16 protein-coding genes, 1 tRNA gene and 2 pseudogenes are annotated in these 16,102 nt (G+C 57.6%); 12 read left to right on the forward strand and 7 right to left on the reverse strand.

All coding sequences use genetic code 11. From position 1 onward, the window contains the following. Positions 1-182: 182 nt before the first annotated feature. The gene (locus tag MUN84_RS17950) at positions 183-1,406 is read right to left on the reverse strand and encodes a carboxypeptidase-like regulatory domain-containing protein (RefSeq protein WP_244695357.1); all 1,224 of its coding nucleotides are present in this window, start codon (positions 1,404-1,406) and stop codon (positions 183-185) included. Positions 1,407-2,012: 606 nt separating this feature from the next. Between MUN84_RS17950 and aspA the strand changes: the two genes are divergently transcribed. From aspA to MUN84_RS17965, 3 genes are all read left to right on the forward strand, one after another. Further along, positions 2,013-3,422, forward strand: a complete 1,410-nt coding sequence (gene aspA / locus MUN84_RS17955) for an aspartate ammonia-lyase (protein ID WP_244695358.1) — start codon at positions 2,013-2,015, stop codon at positions 3,420-3,422. Positions 3,423-3,515: 93 nt separating this feature from the next. Continuing rightward, entirely contained in the window at positions 3,516-3,950 is a 435-nt protein-coding gene (locus MUN84_RS17960; RefSeq protein ID WP_244695359.1) for a hypothetical protein, read from the forward strand. 141 nt (positions 3,951-4,091) lie between these two features. Further along, complete coding sequence (locus tag MUN84_RS17965; RefSeq protein ID WP_244695360.1) at positions 4,092-4,550, forward strand: hypothetical protein; 459 nt, start codon at positions 4,092-4,094, stop codon at positions 4,548-4,550. Between the two features lie 92 nt (positions 4,551-4,642). Here MUN84_RS17965 and MUN84_RS17970 read toward each other — a convergent pair. From MUN84_RS17970 to MUN84_RS23210, 6 genes are all read right to left on the reverse strand, one after another. Then, a tRNA-Leu gene (locus tag MUN84_RS17970) sits at positions 4,643-4,724 on the reverse strand. Between the two features lie 25 nt (positions 4,725-4,749). After that, the gene (locus MUN84_RS17975) at positions 4,750-5,010 is read right to left on the reverse strand and encodes an iron-sulfur cluster co-chaperone HscB C-terminal domain-containing protein (protein WP_244695361.1); all 261 of its coding nucleotides are present in this window, start codon (positions 5,008-5,010) and stop codon (positions 4,750-4,752) included. Positions 5,011-5,062: 52 nt separating this feature from the next. Beyond that, positions 5,063-5,284 carry a J domain-containing protein gene (locus MUN84_RS17980; protein WP_244695362.1) on the reverse strand — a complete coding sequence of 74 codons (222 nt, stop codon included), beginning with the start codon at positions 5,282-5,284 and terminating at the stop codon, positions 5,063-5,065. Positions 5,285-5,416: 132 nt separating this feature from the next. Beyond that, a complete protein-coding gene (locus tag MUN84_RS17985; protein WP_244695363.1) occupies positions 5,417-5,731 on the reverse strand; it encodes a putative quinol monooxygenase in 315 nt (104 codons plus the stop codon). A gap of 143 nt (positions 5,732-5,874) precedes the next feature. Next, positions 5,875-6,210, reverse strand: coding sequence for an SAM hydroxide adenosyltransferase (locus MUN84_RS23205; protein ID WP_317239000.1), 336 nt, complete (start codon positions 6,208-6,210; stop codon positions 5,875-5,877). Further along, a complete protein-coding gene (locus MUN84_RS23210) occupies positions 6,195-6,647 on the reverse strand; it encodes an SAM-dependent chlorinase/fluorinase (protein WP_262920569.1) in 453 nt (150 codons plus the stop codon). The genes MUN84_RS23205 and MUN84_RS23210 overlap by 16 nt, the downstream gene beginning before the upstream one ends. A 192-nt stretch (positions 6,648-6,839) precedes the next feature. On the opposite strand from MUN84_RS23210, the pseudogene MUN84_RS17995 reads away from it, so the two are divergent. From MUN84_RS17995 to MUN84_RS18035, 9 genes and pseudogenes are all read left to right on the forward strand, one after another. After that, positions 6,840-7,945: pseudogene (locus MUN84_RS17995) on the forward strand (PhoH family protein). Positions 7,946-8,117: 172 nt separating this feature from the next. Further along, positions 8,118-8,555, forward strand: coding sequence for a GNAT family N-acetyltransferase (locus tag MUN84_RS18000; protein WP_311136880.1), 438 nt, complete (start codon positions 8,118-8,120; stop codon positions 8,553-8,555). 83 nt (positions 8,556-8,638) lie between these two features. Continuing rightward, on the forward strand, positions 8,639-9,211 hold the full coding sequence (locus MUN84_RS18005) for a DUF4131 domain-containing protein (RefSeq protein ID WP_244695364.1): 573 nt from the start codon (positions 8,639-8,641) through the stop codon (positions 9,209-9,211). Further along, a complete protein-coding gene (locus MUN84_RS18010) occupies positions 9,169-10,935 on the forward strand; it encodes a ComEC/Rec2 family competence protein (protein WP_244695365.1) in 1,767 nt (588 codons plus the stop codon). The genes MUN84_RS18005 and MUN84_RS18010 overlap by 43 nt, the downstream gene beginning before the upstream one ends. A 176-nt stretch (positions 10,936-11,111) precedes the next feature. Beyond that, entirely contained in the window at positions 11,112-11,924 is an 813-nt protein-coding gene (locus tag MUN84_RS18015) for an enoyl-CoA hydratase/isomerase family protein (protein WP_244695366.1), read from the forward strand. 183 nt (positions 11,925-12,107) lie between these two features. Further along, positions 12,108-12,608: a sterol desaturase family protein gene (locus tag MUN84_RS18020; RefSeq protein ID WP_244695367.1), complete on the forward strand. Its 501-nt coding sequence runs from the start codon at positions 12,108-12,110 to the stop codon at positions 12,606-12,608. 28 nt (positions 12,609-12,636) lie between these two features. Further along, positions 12,637-13,563: a MerR family transcriptional regulator gene (locus MUN84_RS18025; protein ID WP_244695368.1), complete on the forward strand. Its 927-nt coding sequence runs from the start codon at positions 12,637-12,639 to the stop codon at positions 13,561-13,563. 288 nt (positions 13,564-13,851) lie between these two features. Further along, on the forward strand, positions 13,852-14,373 hold the full coding sequence (locus MUN84_RS18030; RefSeq protein WP_244695369.1) for an RNA polymerase sigma factor: 522 nt from the start codon (positions 13,852-13,854) through the stop codon (positions 14,371-14,373). 195 nt (positions 14,374-14,568) lie between these two features. Beyond that, positions 14,569-16,064 (forward strand): annotated as a pseudogene (locus MUN84_RS18035) (phytoene desaturase family protein). Positions 16,065-16,102: the final 38 nt, after the last annotated feature.

A 16,102-nucleotide genomic window follows, 5' to 3' on the forward strand; every position in this document is an offset into this window, starting at 1 on the left:
TTCCTTCCGGCGAAATAGAAGCTCGGAGCAGTAGTTATAAAGCCACCCGGCTAAGAAAAGCTGTCGTAACAACAGTTTCTCTTAGCCGGGTGGCTTTGTTAATGGTTTCAATGTCTAGCGCCGTGAGTGGTGGCCTGTTATCGTATTGTTACAGTAGAAGCTCGATCTGACGAGCTAGTGCCTTACTGAATACGCGCTTTGCGTGTGCTTGTGAGCGGCTCAAACTGGTAGTTCACGGGCAGAAACTCCCCAAGCTTCTCGAAGCCCCAGTACCCTTCTGTCAGCACTCCTAACGGGTTGGTGGCTTGGCCATTGGCCTGCACCAGCACTTGCGGCAGTAGCAGGTGTAGCACGGAGACCTGCGTAGTGGGCGCCGCTGGAGCCGGTCGGCCCAGGGGCGCCGTGCGGGCTAGATGGGCGGCATACGTTGGGTCGGGCTTCTCGCGGCCGTAGCTGACTTGAAGTAAGTCGGGGAACTGCAGGGCCACGCGCTCCGCGTCTGGGAGTTGCTGCCGATATGCCTCAGTAGCCAGGGGGCGCGTGTACAGGTACTCCGGCTGGCGCGGCACCGCGGCCAGGGCTTGCAGGGAATCGTCGAAGCGGGCCGGGTTCAGTAGGCGGCGCGTGGTAGTTTGCTGGCGCATAAGGGCCAGCAAACTATCGGCCTGGGCGCGGGCCGGATTCACTACCCGGCGCAAGCGCTGCACTACAAAGCCTTCCTCAGTTACGCGGTTATCGTACACGCTACGCAGAAAATGGGTGAGCGACCCAACGTAGGCCTGGCGGCGGTTTTCCTGCCAGCGGCGGCGCTGCCGCTCCGATGTGGTCGTGAGGTCCTCCATAATCGGCCAGCCGTAAAACGCCACCCACTGCTGCCGGAAGTTCAGGCGAAAATCCAGGCCGTAGTACTTGATACGGTAGCCTAGCGCCCGGTTTTCTACCGTCACGTAATCCGAACAAGTGGCGTGTAGTTCGTTGGCTTCCGGGTCGTAGTGCACGCGCACCGCCTCTGGGTCGCGGATGCGGCACTGGCGCGAGAAGCTGGTGGCTCCCAGAAACGACTCTACGAACTTGCGGTAATCGTCCGGGTTGTTGGGGGTAGGGCATACCACCACCTCACCCAGGGCTGTGGCCGCCGGTGGGAGCCGGAAGGTGAGGTGCTGGGCACTGGTAGCTATCAGCACCGGCTGGCGGCGTAGGCGGTAGCCCAAAAAGGAAGCTACTGCTTCATAGCTGCCCGGCGGCACCCGCTCAAACACAAACCGCCCCGCCTCATCCGTGGTAACGCCTAGGGTAGTATTGGCCAGAAATACCGTGCTAAAGGGCAGCGGCTGCCGGGTTAGGGAGTCCAGCACCACGCCGCTGAGCCGGGCCTGCCCCAGCCCGCAGTGGGCAGGGTCAGACATGCCACTAGCACAACCAGCAACGTACGGCAGCAGCAGAGCAAACGGCAACAGGTAAGCATGCAAGTAAAGTAAATAGCAAACCGACACCTGTATCAAAGGCAGTAGTATCGGTATCAGGCTAATATACGAAATATTCGTATTTCTACGAATATTTCGTAAAATGGTATATAGTGAAGAAGATGTCGAGTTAGGCAAAGAGTAAACACGGAAGTATAAACCTAGCTATACACCATTCCTCTAGCATTGCACAAAAGCACTTAGTCTATAAGCGGTTCATCGTGAGAAAGCTAGACAGTGACTATTGGTGCCCGGTTAATCTCAACGTTGACAATCATAAGGTGGGAGTGGACCGGCTCTGCTTACCTGGGCGAAGAGCTCTGACCTAAATCCACGACCGAATGAAGTTTAGGGCAGATGGGTAAGCTCAACCTCAGGCTGGTAGATAGAGTAGAACGCTAGCAGTTGGGCAACCCTGGCCAATGGCGCCGTTTTCGGCCCCGCCCACTACCTTCGCCGCCTTTCCTTACCCTTGACTTAGCTAAAAGCCGCAACCCGGCTCTTGTTTTCCGTCTTTAGGTTTCTGTTCTGTTTCCTTTTCCTCCTGTTATGCAAACTACCACCCGGCTTGAGCACGATTTCCTTGGCGAACGAGCTATTCCTAACGAAGTATACTATGGTATCCAGACGTTGCGGGCCCTGGAAAACTTCCGCATCACCGGAATTCCGCTGAAGTCGGAACCCTTGTTTGTGCAGGCCCTGGCCTACGTAAAAAAAGCCGCCGCCATGGCCAACCGCGACCTAGGCGTGCTAGATTCGGCCATTGCCGAGTGCATTATCAAAGCCTGCGAGCGGGTAGCCAGCGGGGAACTCGACGATCAGTTTCTAACCGATATGATTCAGGGCGGCGCCGGCACGTCCGTGAATATGAACGCCAATGAGGTGCTAGCCAACGCCGCCCTGGAACTCATGGGCAAGCAAAAGGGCCAGTACGAGTTCTGCCACCCCAACAACCACGTCAACTGCTCGCAATCGACCAACGACGCCTACCCCACGGCCTTCCGCATTGCCCTCAGCAACAAGCTCGTGGGCTACAGCCAGGCCCTGGGCGAGCTGGCCGATGCCTTTGCGGCCAAGGGGCAGGAGTTCCGAAATGTGCTGAAAATGGGCCGCACCCAGCTCCAAGATGCGGTGCCCATGAGCATGGGCGACGAGTTCAAGGCCTTTGCCACCAACCTGCGCGAGGAATTGCTGCGCATTGAGGACAGCCGCCGGCTTATCAGTGAAATAAACATGGGCGCTACCGCCATTGGTACCGGCGTAAACGCGCCTCCCGGCTACGCAGAGCTGGTAACCAAGCACCTGCGCGACGTAACTGGCCTGGACCTGAGCCTGGCCGGCGACTTGATTGAGGCTACCTACGATACCGGTGCCTACGTACAGCTTTCCGGCGTACTGAAGCGCACGGCCGTGAAACTCTCCAAAATCTGTAACGATTTGCGCCTGCTATCCTCTGGCCCGCGCACGGGTCTGTTTGAGATTAATCTGCCGCCCCTGCAGCCCGGCTCCAGCATCATGCCCGGCAAGGTAAACCCCGTAGTGCCCGAGGTAGTCAACCAGACGGCCTTTTACGTTATCGGGGCCGATTTGACCGTGACCATGGCCGCCGAGGCTGGCCAGCTACAGCTAAACGTGATGGAGCCGGTAATATCCTTTGCCCTGTTTACGTCGATTTCCTACCTAACCAACGCCTGCCATACCCTGCGCGAGAAGTGTGTGGTGGGCATCACGGCCAATGCCCACCACGCCGAAAATATGGTGCGCAACAGCATTGGCATCGTCACGCAACTCAACCCGGTATTGGGCTACGAAACGTCGGCGGAAATTGCGAAGGAAGCCCTGAAAACTGGCAAAACCGTGTACGACATTGCCGTTACGGACCGGCAGCTGCTGACCCAGGCCAAGTGGGACGAAATCTTCACGTTTGAGAACCTGATTCGCCCGGGCTTTATTCAATAAGGTAGGGGTGGTATGCCGAGATGCAGCTTTAGGGAAAATATGGTGTCTTGTCTGATCGTTTTTCCTAAACTCTCGCGGAGTATATACTTACCTATGAAGCATCCTACTCGTTTCCGGCAATGGCTTCCTACCTCAACCAAAGGCCGTATGCTCACGGGCCTGAAAGTGGGAGATACCATAGCAGTGGGAGACGGACAAGAACGCCCTGTGACCCTGCAAGACCTGAAGGAAACCGAGTTCAAGCGCGAAAACCGCATTATGCTGGCCAGTGGCATGCTCGATATGGACGGGCAGGAAATCTACGAAACCGACATTGTGCAGGTGTACACCCAGCAGGGACCCACGGGCCCTTCCTACTTTGCTTACGTCTTTTTCAACCCTGCCCGCGGCTTCGTTTTCCGAAATGCCAAGGACGTGCCGATCAGCACCGTTGCCTTCAAGCGGATATGGACCAATTTTTACGCCGAGCCGCACTGGATGCAGCAGTTTGAGCACCACGCCAGCTTTATTGAGGAGCATTGGGCTTAGTCGGCCGGGCAAAAAGGTAGTGTGCTGAGGCGCACAAAGCCCCGGCAACCGCTGGGGCTTTGTGCGCCTCGGCGCTTTTTACTCCATCAGATTATGCCTATTTTGGCTGTATTCCTTGGTGCGTTACCCTTGAGCTACCGTATGTTGAACCCGCCCCCAAACCCGGCGCCGCCCGCAGGACAGCACTCCGTTACCGCTCCCGAGCCGCTACTCCCGCTGGCTTCTGCACAAATAGCTCCCGTCCCCACCCATACCGCCAAGCGCGACAAGCTCCTGCTTTCTGCCGCTACCCGGCTGGTGCCATTGGTAGAGCTGCTCGACCGGATTAAGCCGCACGTGGGCCAGAACACCGTATTCAGCACCCGCCGCCACAAAATCGACGCCCAAATAGCCTTAGCCTATGAGCAGCTCCGCGCCGACCAGCCCAAGCGCCAAGCTCTTACGGAAGCCTTTAAAACATTGAGTGAGTTTGTGCTGGAAGAAACCCGCGAGGTCAGCAAGGACGAGGTAAAAGAATCAGCCAAACGCTTCGTGCTGGCTACCCTTAAAAACGCTCCTCACCTAATTGGCGCCGCCAAGCAGGCTGGCCTGCTCTCCTAAAGCGTAACGAGGCAACTCGCACTGGGTTTCGTTTAGGCCAAGTACAAAAACGAAGAAGCCTCCTTGCTTGCAAGGAGGCTTCTTCGTTTTTGTACCCAGAGCCGGGGTCGAACCGGCACATCTTTCGATATCGGTGTTTGAGACCGACGCGTCTACCGATTCCGCCATCTGGGCATTCCGTGCCGCTCATGTCGGTAATTCATGAACGGGTAGCAAACTTAGCCAGACTTTCGCGAATGCGCAACAGGTAGCGCTTTTTCAAGTAATAGGTTCGCACTTGTTCTAGGGCCCGAGGGCGGGCATCTGCGGGCAGACCGGGGTAGCCGGCTAGTACCGGTTCAATGCCTGCTTCCAGCGTGTCCGTCAGGGCGTTGACTTCGCGGGTGACGTGTTCCACAACGGCTGGATCGGGCTCAAATTCCAGCTCCATGAGCTGTTCATTAAGCTCCATTACTTCCATTAAAAAATCTGGGGTAGCTCTTGTTTTCCCTCTTCTAACAGGTTGTGCTGGCTTAAAATGTAGGCCATTCGCTGGTCAGGATCGGCGAGGGTGCGGTAGGCGTTGGTGTTGAGCGTGGCCAGTTGCAGAATTTCCTGTTGGCGCTCGGGCTCTCGGTGGCGTGGAAGTCAGGGTGATATTCGCGGCTGAGCGCGTAGTAGCGGCGCTTGAGCGCGGCCTCATCGGGCTGAAAGGTTTCTGGCAGCTCGTAAAACTCGAAGTAGTTGGGAGTCATCGTCGGAAAAGGGTCAGGCTTGCAGCAAGGGTACGCTTATCGTACGCCAACAAGCAGAATCAGGAACATAAACAGCGACGCACTTTTATATTGCCCCGGTGGGGTAGGGCTACACAGGAAGTAGTCCGCTTTCTATGCCATGTCCATGGGTAAGCTGTCCGTATCTACGCGGTGTACCGAAAAGGCGACGGGCGCGGCGGCAAAAAGGCGCTTGGTGGCCGGCCATACCTGGCCAAATAGTTCGGAGCCTCGGTAGGCATTTAGCGCATCGGCAGAATCCCAGTGACTATGCGTGCAGAAGACGTTCGGCTGCTCCGCGTCCTGCCACAACTCCAGAAACCGGCACCCAGGCATCTGCCGAATCAAGAGCTCTGAGTCCCGAAAAATCTGCAGAAATTCCGGCACTGCTTCCGGCGTGAAAGTCATGCGCACAATACGAATCAGCATAGGGAAAGAAGGCCGTTAGGTAGCAAAATGAAAAGAAACAAAGCCGGTGTCATTGTGGCAGTAATAACTTAACATAATAAATAAATAAGAATATAATCTTTGTTTCTAGGCTTTACGAGTAGTATTTGTGCACCTTCGGCGGGCTAGACGGTGTCGAGAGGGAAACGAATATCTACCTGCGAATCGAAGTGCAACCCCAGCAGCTCCGAGGCGTTGCCTTGGTTAATGCCAATGCAGAGCTGGTCGCAGCTGTTGAAAATGCAGACCGCTTCACCCGGAGCAATGGCCTGGAAGTGCGGGGCAATTTCGCGCACGGTTTCGCGGGCGAAATGGATGGTAAACGAGCGGTTGCGCCCAATAACCTCCACTGCCGTGCGCGTGATGTCCGTGACAAGGTTGCCGTAATGATCCACGTGCACCACGTGCCCGGTAATGCGGTTGTCTTGCAGGCGCAGCTGCCGGTTCAGGAGCTGGTACACGTCGGTAGCGGCTGGGCCCAGGGAGCCGAGCGCTTCGCCTTGAGCCAGCCGCACGGCCGCGGGAGCCAGCAGGTCGCGGGTGGGGAGGCCGTGATGGGGTGACCCACGCCCAAGGCTACCAGCTCTTCGGGCTGCCCATCGCAGAGCAGGGGTAGCAGTCCGTTATTGGCCGACACGAAATAGTGACCCCGGAAGCGGGCGGCGTGCCAGGCGGCGCGGGGCGAGCCAATGTCGTTGACGCCCACCAGGTGCACTGTGCCCACCGGAAAATCCTGGTACACAGAGCTGAGCACGTGCATGGCGTGGGCAATATTGAAGGGCTCAATGCCGTGCGTGATGTCCAGCACCGGCACCTCGGGGGCCAACTGTAGAATCCGCGCCTTGACGGCGGCCACGTAATGGTCGCGGTATCCAAAGTCAGACAGAAACGTAATCAAGCCCATGACCGGAAATTCGGAGTTATTCGTACTATTGCCAGGCCCCCTGCGGGGGCGGCAAAAGTAGGCGTTTTGCCGCGAATCGGGAGCAGCAACGATTCATAGGTTTTTGCTGTTACCCCTTGCAGAAGGCTTCGTGGGCCCCGCCCACCCGCTCTTTTCTTCTCCTTCCGCCCTTAAATTCCCTCCAGATTGGTCGAGAAAGTCATCACGCTCGAAAATGTGTCCCTGGTTGAGTTCCTCGGACCCGATAACCAAAATATCCGTCAGCTGGCCGCGGCCTTTCCTGGCAGTAAAATCATCTCACGCGGCAACGAAATCAAGATTCAGGGCCAAACGGCCGTAATCAGCCGCATCAACGAAATCCTGTCGGCCCTGCTGGAGCACTACCACCAGTACGGCCAGATTACCGACAAAACCGTCAGCCAGTACCTGACCTCGGCCGACGAGGACCAGCAGGACCGGATGCTGGCCGCTTCTCCCGACGTGATTCTGTTTGGGGCCAAGGGCGGCGTCATCAAAGCCAAGACCGCCAACCAGCAGCGCCTTGTAGATGCCGTACTCAAGAACGACTTAGTGTTTGCGCTAGGGCCGGCCGGAACGGGTAAAACCTATATTTCGGTGGCGCTGGCCGTGCGGGCGCTTAAAAACAAAGAGGTCAAGAAAATTATCATTTCCCGCCCGGTGGTAGAAGCTGGCGAGAGCCTGGGCTTCTTGCCCGGTGATATGAAGGAGAAGGTAGACCCCTACCTGCGCCCGATTTATGACGCACTGGAGGACATGCTGCCGCCCGAGAAGTTTAAGTTCTACCTCGAAAACAAAACCATTGAAATTGCGCCCCTGGCCTACATGCGCGGCCGGACGCTGAACAATGCCTTTGTGCTCCTGGATGAGGCCCAGAACACTACCCCAGCCAGCTCAAGATGTTTCTGACCCGCATGGGCCCGAACGCTAAAGTGATGGTGAACGGTGACCGGAGCCAAATTGACTTGCCTACCAAGCAGAAGTCTGGGCTGATTCAGGCCCTGGACATCCTGCGCGATGTGCGCGACATTGGCTTCGTGGAAATGACTTCGGAAGACGTGGTGCGCCACCGGCTGGTGAAGCAAATTGTGCAGGCTTACGACAAGTTTGATGTGCAGCAGCAGAAGGACCAGGCCAACCGCCCGGTGCGCGAGTACCAGCCGTCCTACCGTCGGCGTCAAGACGAAGTTGCCCACCAGGACCCGGGTAAGCACCCCGACGCCCGCCGCGAAGACGACGGCACCCGCGAGCTACCGGTAAACCAGGAGCAGTAAGCAACCTGCTAGGCCGGCACGCGGCCTAGGAAACCAGAAAACAGAAGGGCCGCCCACTGGGCGGCCCTTCTGTTTTAGGTCGGGTAGGGGCAAAGGCACCAGTGGTTTCGTATTTTCGCGCCCGTAAGCAGTTGTGCTCCGTACGCTGCATTTCCCATCAATCTGCTTTCCCGTGATACAGGTAGCCCGCATTGCCTCCCCGCAAGACCCCAGCCTCAACGACGCGCTGGCCATTCGTCATACGGTGTTTGTGCTGGGGCAGAACGTGCCCGCTGAGCTAGAGCACGACTCCCATGACCGCACCGACGCCACGCACTACCTGGCCCGCACGGCCGAAGGCACGCCCTGCGGGGCCGCCCGGTGGCGCGTCACGGAGGTAGGAGTGAAGCTGGAGCGCTTTGCGGTGCTGGAGGCCTACCGCAACCAGCAGGTAGGAGCCGCGCTGTTGGCCGCCGTGGTTCGGGATGTGCGCGCCAGCCATCCGGAGGCGCTGGTGTACCTGAACGCCCAACTTCCTGCCGTGCGCTTCTACGAACGGCACGGGTTTGAGAAGGTAGGAGAGAAGTTTGTGGAGGCCGACATTGAGCATTATAAAATGAAGCTGACGTAGCCTACAGCACGCTACCCCTTACGTAGCCCTTGCCTTCCACTGGAAAGCAAGGGGCTTTTGCTGTCTAGCTTATTTTCCTCATTTTGGCCCCCGTAGTGCTGAGGTACTACCACATTAGCAATTACCAGTATTTCGCGTGCTTTATGGAAATCAAATGGGCGCCCAACGCCTTCGTACGGCTAACCCTGCCCTTAATGGCGGGTATTCTAACCTACTTATATTGGGGCGAAACCCTGCCGGAGCTGCTGCCCTTTGTGGGGTTGCTGGTGGTATTGTTCGGGGTAGTGCAAGCGTGGGCCACCCGCCAGAGAGAGGCTACGGCTACAGATGCCGCCGGCTTGCTGGCTGTACTGGCCGTGTATGTAGCCGGAGCGGCCCTCACCCAGCAGGCCACAGAAAGCCGGGCCCCCGACCACCTGTACCGGTTCGGGAGCGGCATAGAGTTTTACCGAGGGGTGGTTGATGACTATACCGTGGTACGGCCCGCTACTTATGCTACCACCGTGCGCGTTTCGGCGGTGCGTGTGGGCGGGCAGTGGCGCCCGGCCCGCGGAGGCATCCGGGTGAGTGTGCCGCGCGAAGCCGCCGTAACGGCCCCGCAGTACGGCGACGTATGGCTAGTGCGCGGAGCGCCGGCGCCCAGCAAGCCGCCCTGAACCCAGGCGAGTTTGACTACCGCCGCTACCTGGAGTATCATCAGGTATACCATCAGCAGTTTATCCATGCTGATCAGTATCAGCAGATTGCCACCGCTCCGCCGAACTGGTTGCGGGCTATTGCCATGCGCGCCGCCCGGGTGCTGGACGGAGTATTTCGGCAGTACGTGCACGCCAAGCGGGAATATGCCCTGGCCTCGGCGCTGGTGCTCGGGATTAAAGACGAGGTAGATCAGCAGACCAAGCAAGCCTACGCCAACACTGGCACTACCCACATCATGGCCGTGTCGGGGTTGCAGGTGGGGCTACTGTTTGGGGCTGTTACGTGGCTGCTGGGCCGATTGCCGGGGCGGCGGGGCCCCTGGTTTCGAGTAGTGAGTGCCATGCTGGGGCTGGCCATTATCTGGAGCTACGCGTTTCTGACGGGGCTATCGGCGTCGGTGCTGCGGGCGGCGGTTATGTTTTCCTTTCTGATTCTGGGGCGAGCCAGCGGCCGGCAAACGTCCATGTACAATCTGCTGGCCGTGGCAGCTTTCTGCCTGTTGTGCTATGACCCCTACTTGCTGTGCGACGTTGGCTTTCAGCTTTCGTTTCTGGCCGTGCTCAGCATTGTGTACCTGCAGCCGCGCATCGGCCGGCTACTGCACCCCAAGGCCTTTTTCCTCGGAAAGCAGCGGCCCTGGCAGCCAACAGTCGTGCGGAAAGGCTGGAAGTGGCTGGGCGTGGGACTGGAATACGGTTGGCAGGCCACGGCTTTGTCGTTGGCGGCGCAGGTGGCCACGTTGCCGCTGGGGCTGTTCTATTTTCACCAGTTCCCACTCAGCTTTTTGGCCTCCAATCTGGTGGCCGTGCCTATTTCAAGCGGGGCCGTGTACGTGGGCTTGGTGCTGCTGGCGCTGAAAGGGGTTGTGGCCCTGGTAGGGGTAGGCTCAGTGCAGGCCGCGGCCGTGCTGGACTGGCTGCCGCGGCTAGTGGCGGCGGTGTTTGAAGAGATGATCTGGCTTTTCAACGAGTACATTTTCGGCATTGGCCGTTTGCTGCCGGGCGCCCTAATTTCTGGTATTCACGTGACGGCCCCGCAGGCGTGGCTGATGTTTGCCATCATCCTAGCCGCGCTGCTGTTCCTTCAGTTGCGCCGCCTGCCTTGGCTGGGCGTGGCCTGCACCCTGCTCGGGGTGCTGGAAAGCAGCCGGGTGTGGGCCGCCTACCAGCTGGCACCCGATGCGCGCCTGATTGTGTACAGCATTCCGCGCCGCTCGGTAGTGGGTTTCTGGCAGGGCGCAGCCGCCGAGGTAGTAACCCTCGACTCGGTGCCGCTTACGGAAACGGAGCGCACCTACCGCATTGTGCCCGGCAGCATTCAGCGCGAGGCCCAACAGGTACACCACCGCCCCGGCTGGCGGGGCTGTCCCGTGCCCGCACGGGTGTTGGAGCCGGGCCTAACCCTGACGGCCTGGCGTGGGGTGCAAGTGGCCTTCGTAAGTGGCCGCCTCAGTGAAGCCCGGGCGCCCCTGCCGGGACTGGAGGCTATTGTGCTCCGCCGCAATGCCCGCGTAACGCCTGCTACCCTGGCCAGTATATTTGGAACGGCTGCGCCAATTATATTCGATTCCTCGTGCAAAAGTTGGTACGTGGCTCAGCAAGATTCAATGCTGCATCGTGCTGGTTTTCAGACCTATGATGTAACTGCGCGCGGTGCGTTTACCGTTCGGGTCCGGGACTAGGTGGGGGCAGCTGCCAGGTAGGCCGCAACTTGTGGGGTGCTCCTTGCGCTATAGCATGTATTCGTAGCAGCATTTTCGCTACGTTTGGCCCTGGCGCCTTTACTCTCTTGGTTCTGCTGGTAAGCCCTGGCAGCCTGCCTCAGTTTTCTTCTCACTGCTCTGCAACGTCCCTGAATATGGAAAACATGCCCACTCAGGAATTGGAAGACCTGCGCTTTATTCGGTACGAAGCTCAGGATTCCATTGGCTACATCACGCTCAACCGTCCGGAAAAGCGCAATGCCCTCAGCGCCGACATGGTTACGGAGCTCAAGCAGGCCTTTGAGTTTGCCGAGGACGACGAAGCCTGCAAGGTCATTGTGCTGCGGGCGGAAGGCGACGTATTCTGCGCCGGGGCCGACTTGGCTTACATTCAGGAGCTACAGGGTTTCGGCTACACCGACAACCTGGCCGACTCTACCCACCTCATGCAGCTGTTCCACCAGATGTACACCCTCAAAAAGGTGATAATCGGGCAGGTGCAGGGTCACGCTTTGGCTGGGGGCTGCGGGCTGGCTACCATCTGCGACTTTGCTTTTACCGTACCCGAAGCGAAGTTTGGCTACACCGAGGTGAAAATCGGCTTTCTGCCCGCCATTGTAAGCGTGTTTCTGCTGCGCAAAATAGGGGAGGCTCGCACCAAGCAACTCCTGCTCACCGGCGACGTCATCACGGCCCAGGTAGCCCTAGAGTTTGGCCTAGTCAACTTCCTGGTGCCCAAAACAGAGCTAGCCGATAACGTCTACCGTTTTGCCCGTCGCTTGTGCGTTGAGAATTCAACCCAGAGCATGGAAACTACCAAGGAAATGCTGGCCCGCATTCCGGAAATGCCCCTGGAAGACAGCCTCCGTTACGCCGCCCGCCTGAACGCCGAGGCCCGCGGCTCCGACGACTGCCGCCGCGGCATTGCCGCCTTTCTAGCCAAAGAAAAAATCAGCTGGGATAATTAAAGCCCTGCCGGTTACTACCCCCATGCTACCTAACCATACCAGCTGCGCCCGTGGGCGCGGCTGGTGCTGTTTTCGGGGAACTGGTTTTTTCCGGCGGCGGCAAACCAGCAGAGTCAGGGAAGAGTAGTAACTTTCTTCTTTCTAGTTTTTCAAACTTCTCAACATCCCGGCGGTTTGAGCCCTATGACAACGCTGGCAGCCGTAGCCGTCACGACGGCTACCTTTTTAGGAATGGAATTCGTTGCGTGGTTCATGCACCGCTTTGTGCTGCATGGGCCGCTCTGGTTTTTGCACCGCTCCCACCACGTGCGCCACCCGCACCGGTTTGAGCGCAACGACTTCTTTTTTCTTTTTTATGGTTCCCTTTCCATGCTGCTGATTATCTACGGCTCCGATGCCAAGGATTTTCGCTTTTGGATGGGGGTAGGTATCGCAGCTTACGGCACCCTGTACTTTTTCGTGCACGATGTGCTCATCCACGGGCGGCTGCGGTTCTGGCGCAAATCGCGCAATACCTACCTGCGGGCCCTGAACATGGCCCACAAAATTCATCATAAAACCACGGGCCGTACTGGCTCCGAGGAGTTTGGTCTGCTGTGGGTGTCGCCGAAATATTTTGCTTTAGCCCTGCGCAAACCAGCTCCCACGCGGGTGCTGCGACAGCGGCCCGACGCGGCGGTCTAAATAATTAGTTGAGAGGGAGAACCGTACCGTGGCACATTTTTCAATCAGCGACCTAGAGCAGCTATCCGGCGTCAAGGCGCACACCATCCGCATTTGGGAGCAGCGCTACGGCATTCTGCGGCCGGTGCGTACCGCTACCAATATCCGTACGTACTGCGACGACGACCTACGGCGCCTGCTTAATGTTGCCACGTTATGCAACCGAGGCTACCGCATTTCGCAGGTGGCCAAAATGACGGAGTCGGAGCTGGCCAAGGCCGTTATTTCCTGCGACGACGCCTCGCACAACTACTGTCAGCAGGTAAATGGGCTGCTGGCGGCCATGCTGGAAATGAACGAGCTCCAGCTCACCCGGCTACTTAATGAGGCTATTAAGCGCAGTGGCTTCGAGCAGGCCATTTTGCACGTCGCCTATCCCTTTCTGCAGCGCATTGGCGTGATGTGGCAAACGGGCACAGTAAATCCGGCCCAGGAGCACTTGGTAACCAACCTGTTGCGCCAGAAGCTGCTGGCGGCTACCGACGGGCTAGCGCCCGTGCAGCCAGCTGCCGCGCGGCGGTGGATACTGTTTCTGCCGGAAGGGGAAATGCACGAGCTGGCCCTGCTGTTCATGAACTATATCCTGCGGGCCCGAGGGCACCACGTGTTGTATCTGGGGCAAAACTTGCCCGTGCAGGAACTCAAGGCTGTGTGTAACTCCTACCAGCCGTACGCAGCCCTCACGGTGCTGACCGCCGTGCCGGAACGAGATGAGGTACAGGATTTTGTGAATGAGCTAAGCCGAACCTGCCCAGATATTACCCTATTTCTGTACGGCCCGTTGGCGCAGCTGCCCTTCCATATGCCAACGAATGCCGTGCGGCTGCGCCTAATCACTGATTTCATGGCGCTGGCCGAAGGAATATGTGCCTGCGCCTGCGACAAAGAGGTGCAGCTACCCGTCCAGGCTTCATAAAAGCGTAACGTACACTTGTTCAACAAAGCCCTCGCCCGGCCGTAGGAATAGCATCCGGCGGCCGGGCGTTTTTCGTAGGTTTTTAGAGGAGGGCCGGGTAGAGAAAATCTTAAGGTTAACGGAAATAATTTTGGCTATAATATATTTATAATCAATATGTTGTAGTTTGAATTAAGCGTTTTTGCAGCAGAGCCGGGGTAGCAGGAAAAATAAATCTATGTAGGTACGGACTACTTTCCGATCCACTCGTATATTTGTTTAACTTTTTGCCACGAAAAGCTAAACAGTATGACCTCTTTGGAATTCACCAACCAAGTACAGAAGATTTCTTACTCTCTAAAGCCCGTGGCGATGAACCTGACCCGCGACGCCGATGATGCCAAAGACCTAGTGCAGGAAACTTTGCTCAAAGCGCTGCTGAACAAGGACAAGTTCAAAGCGGGCACCAACTTGAAGGCCTGGTTGTACACCATCATGCGCAACACCTTCATCAACAACTACAACAAGATTACCAAGCGCAATAGCAATATTGACAGCACAGAGTACTTCCAGTACTTTAATACCGACGAAAACTACATTACGCACAACGGAGCCACCTCCGATTTCGTAGTAACAGATATCAACGAAGCTATTGCCGGTCTTTCCGCCGATTACCGGACTCCGTTCATGATGTATTACATCGGTTACAAGTACCTGGAAATTGCGGAAAAGCTGCAGATTCCGATTGGAACCGTTAAAAACCGTATTCACATCGCCCGCAAAGAACTGAAGCAGGCGTTGAAGACATACGCCCCGGCGTGTAGGGAATAGGGAGAGAGTACAGACCCGCCCGGGCGTATCGCGGGCCGCGGACGACGTTAGCTTTTGGCGGCGTGGTTCGCGGCCCGTCTGTTTTATGGCCACTCGCTGAAACATCAGCCTCGCTCGGCAGTATGTACCTTGGGGCGCCGCTTGGTGCCGCCCGCCTCGTTATCCTCGCGCTTCACCCTACCCAACTCTGCTCATTTGACTACTGCTACTTCCACCAAACACGTTCTTGTTATTGGGGCGGGCTTTGCCGGGCTGGCCGCGGCTACTTCCTTGGCCCAGCGCGGCTACCAGGTTACCCTGCTGGAAAAAAATGAGGGACCGGGCGGCCGGGCGCGCGTGTTTCAGGCCCAGGGTTTCACCTTTGATATGGGGCCTAGCTGGTACTGGATGCCCGATATTTTTGAGCAGTACTTTGCCCGCTTCGGCAAAAAAGTGTCTGACTACTACCAACTCGTGCGCCTGGACCCTTCTTATCAGGTCATCTTCAAAGGGGCGGAGGCCGTGGACATTCCGGCCCTGATGCCGGAGCTGCGGGCCTTATTTGAACGCTACGAACCGGGTAGCGCGGTCCGCCTGGATAAGTTTCTGCGGCAGGCAGCGTATAAGTACGAGGTTGGCATTGGCAAATTCGTGCACATGCCTGGCCGCTCCCTACTGGAGTTCATGGACCCGCGCCTAGCAGTGGACGCCATGCGCCTGGACCTGCTGCAAAGCATGCACAAGCACGTGCGCAAGTTTTTTAAAGACCCGCGCCTGCTGGAGTTGGTAGAGTTTCCGGTGCTATTCCTGGGAGCCACCTCTGAAAATACCCCGGCCTTGTACTCGCTCATGAATTATGCCGACTTGGCCCTGGGCACCTGGTACCCTCTGGGCGGCATGCACAAAATTGTGGAAGGCATGGTGCAACTGGCCCAGGAGCAGGGCGTCAGCATCGAGTACAACGTGCCGGTGCAGCAAATTGTAGTGGAGCGCGGCCGGGCTACTGGCGTGCAAACCGCCACCGGTTTCCGCCCGGCTGATGTGGTAGTAGCCGGCGCCGACTACCACCACGCCGAGCAGCACCTGCTAGCCCTGAGTGGCGCCACTACGACGAAAAGTACTGGGACTCGCGCACAATGGCTCCGTCCTCGTTGCTGTTTTATGTGGGCGTAAGCAAGCGCCTACCCAAGCTGCGCCACCACAACTTGTTTTTCGACGAGGACTTTAGCCTGCACGCTGAGGAAATCTACGAGGACCCGAAGTGGCCCAGCCGCCCGCTGTTCTACGTGTCGGCCCCCACGCAAACAGACCCCTCGGTGGCACCAGAGGGCTGCGAGAACTTGTTTTTACTGATTCCGGTAGCCCCCAACCTGCCCGACCCTGAGGCCACCCGGGAGCACTACTACCACCTGATTATGGAACGCCTGGAGCGCCACTGCGGCACCAGTATCCGCGACGCGGTGGTGTTTAAGCGCAGCTACGCCCATCAGGATTTTGGGCAGGACTACAATAGCTACAAAGGCAACGCCTACGGCCTGGCCAACACCCTGCGACAGACGGCTATTCTGAAGCCTGCCCTGAAAAGTAAAAAGGTCAGCAATCTGTATTTTACGGGCCAGCTTACGGTGCCGGGCCCGGGAGTGCCGCCCTCCCTAATTTCGGGTCAGGTGGTGGCCAAGGAAGTGGAGAAAGAGTTTTCACTGAGGAAGTGAGGAATAAGTACTAGTCTGTGCGTGTGGCATAGTAGCTT

This window comes from Hymenobacter sp. 5516J-16, from assembly GCF_022919335.1.
Lineage (GTDB): Bacteria > Bacteroidota > Bacteroidia > Cytophagales > Hymenobacteraceae > Hymenobacter > Hymenobacter sublimis.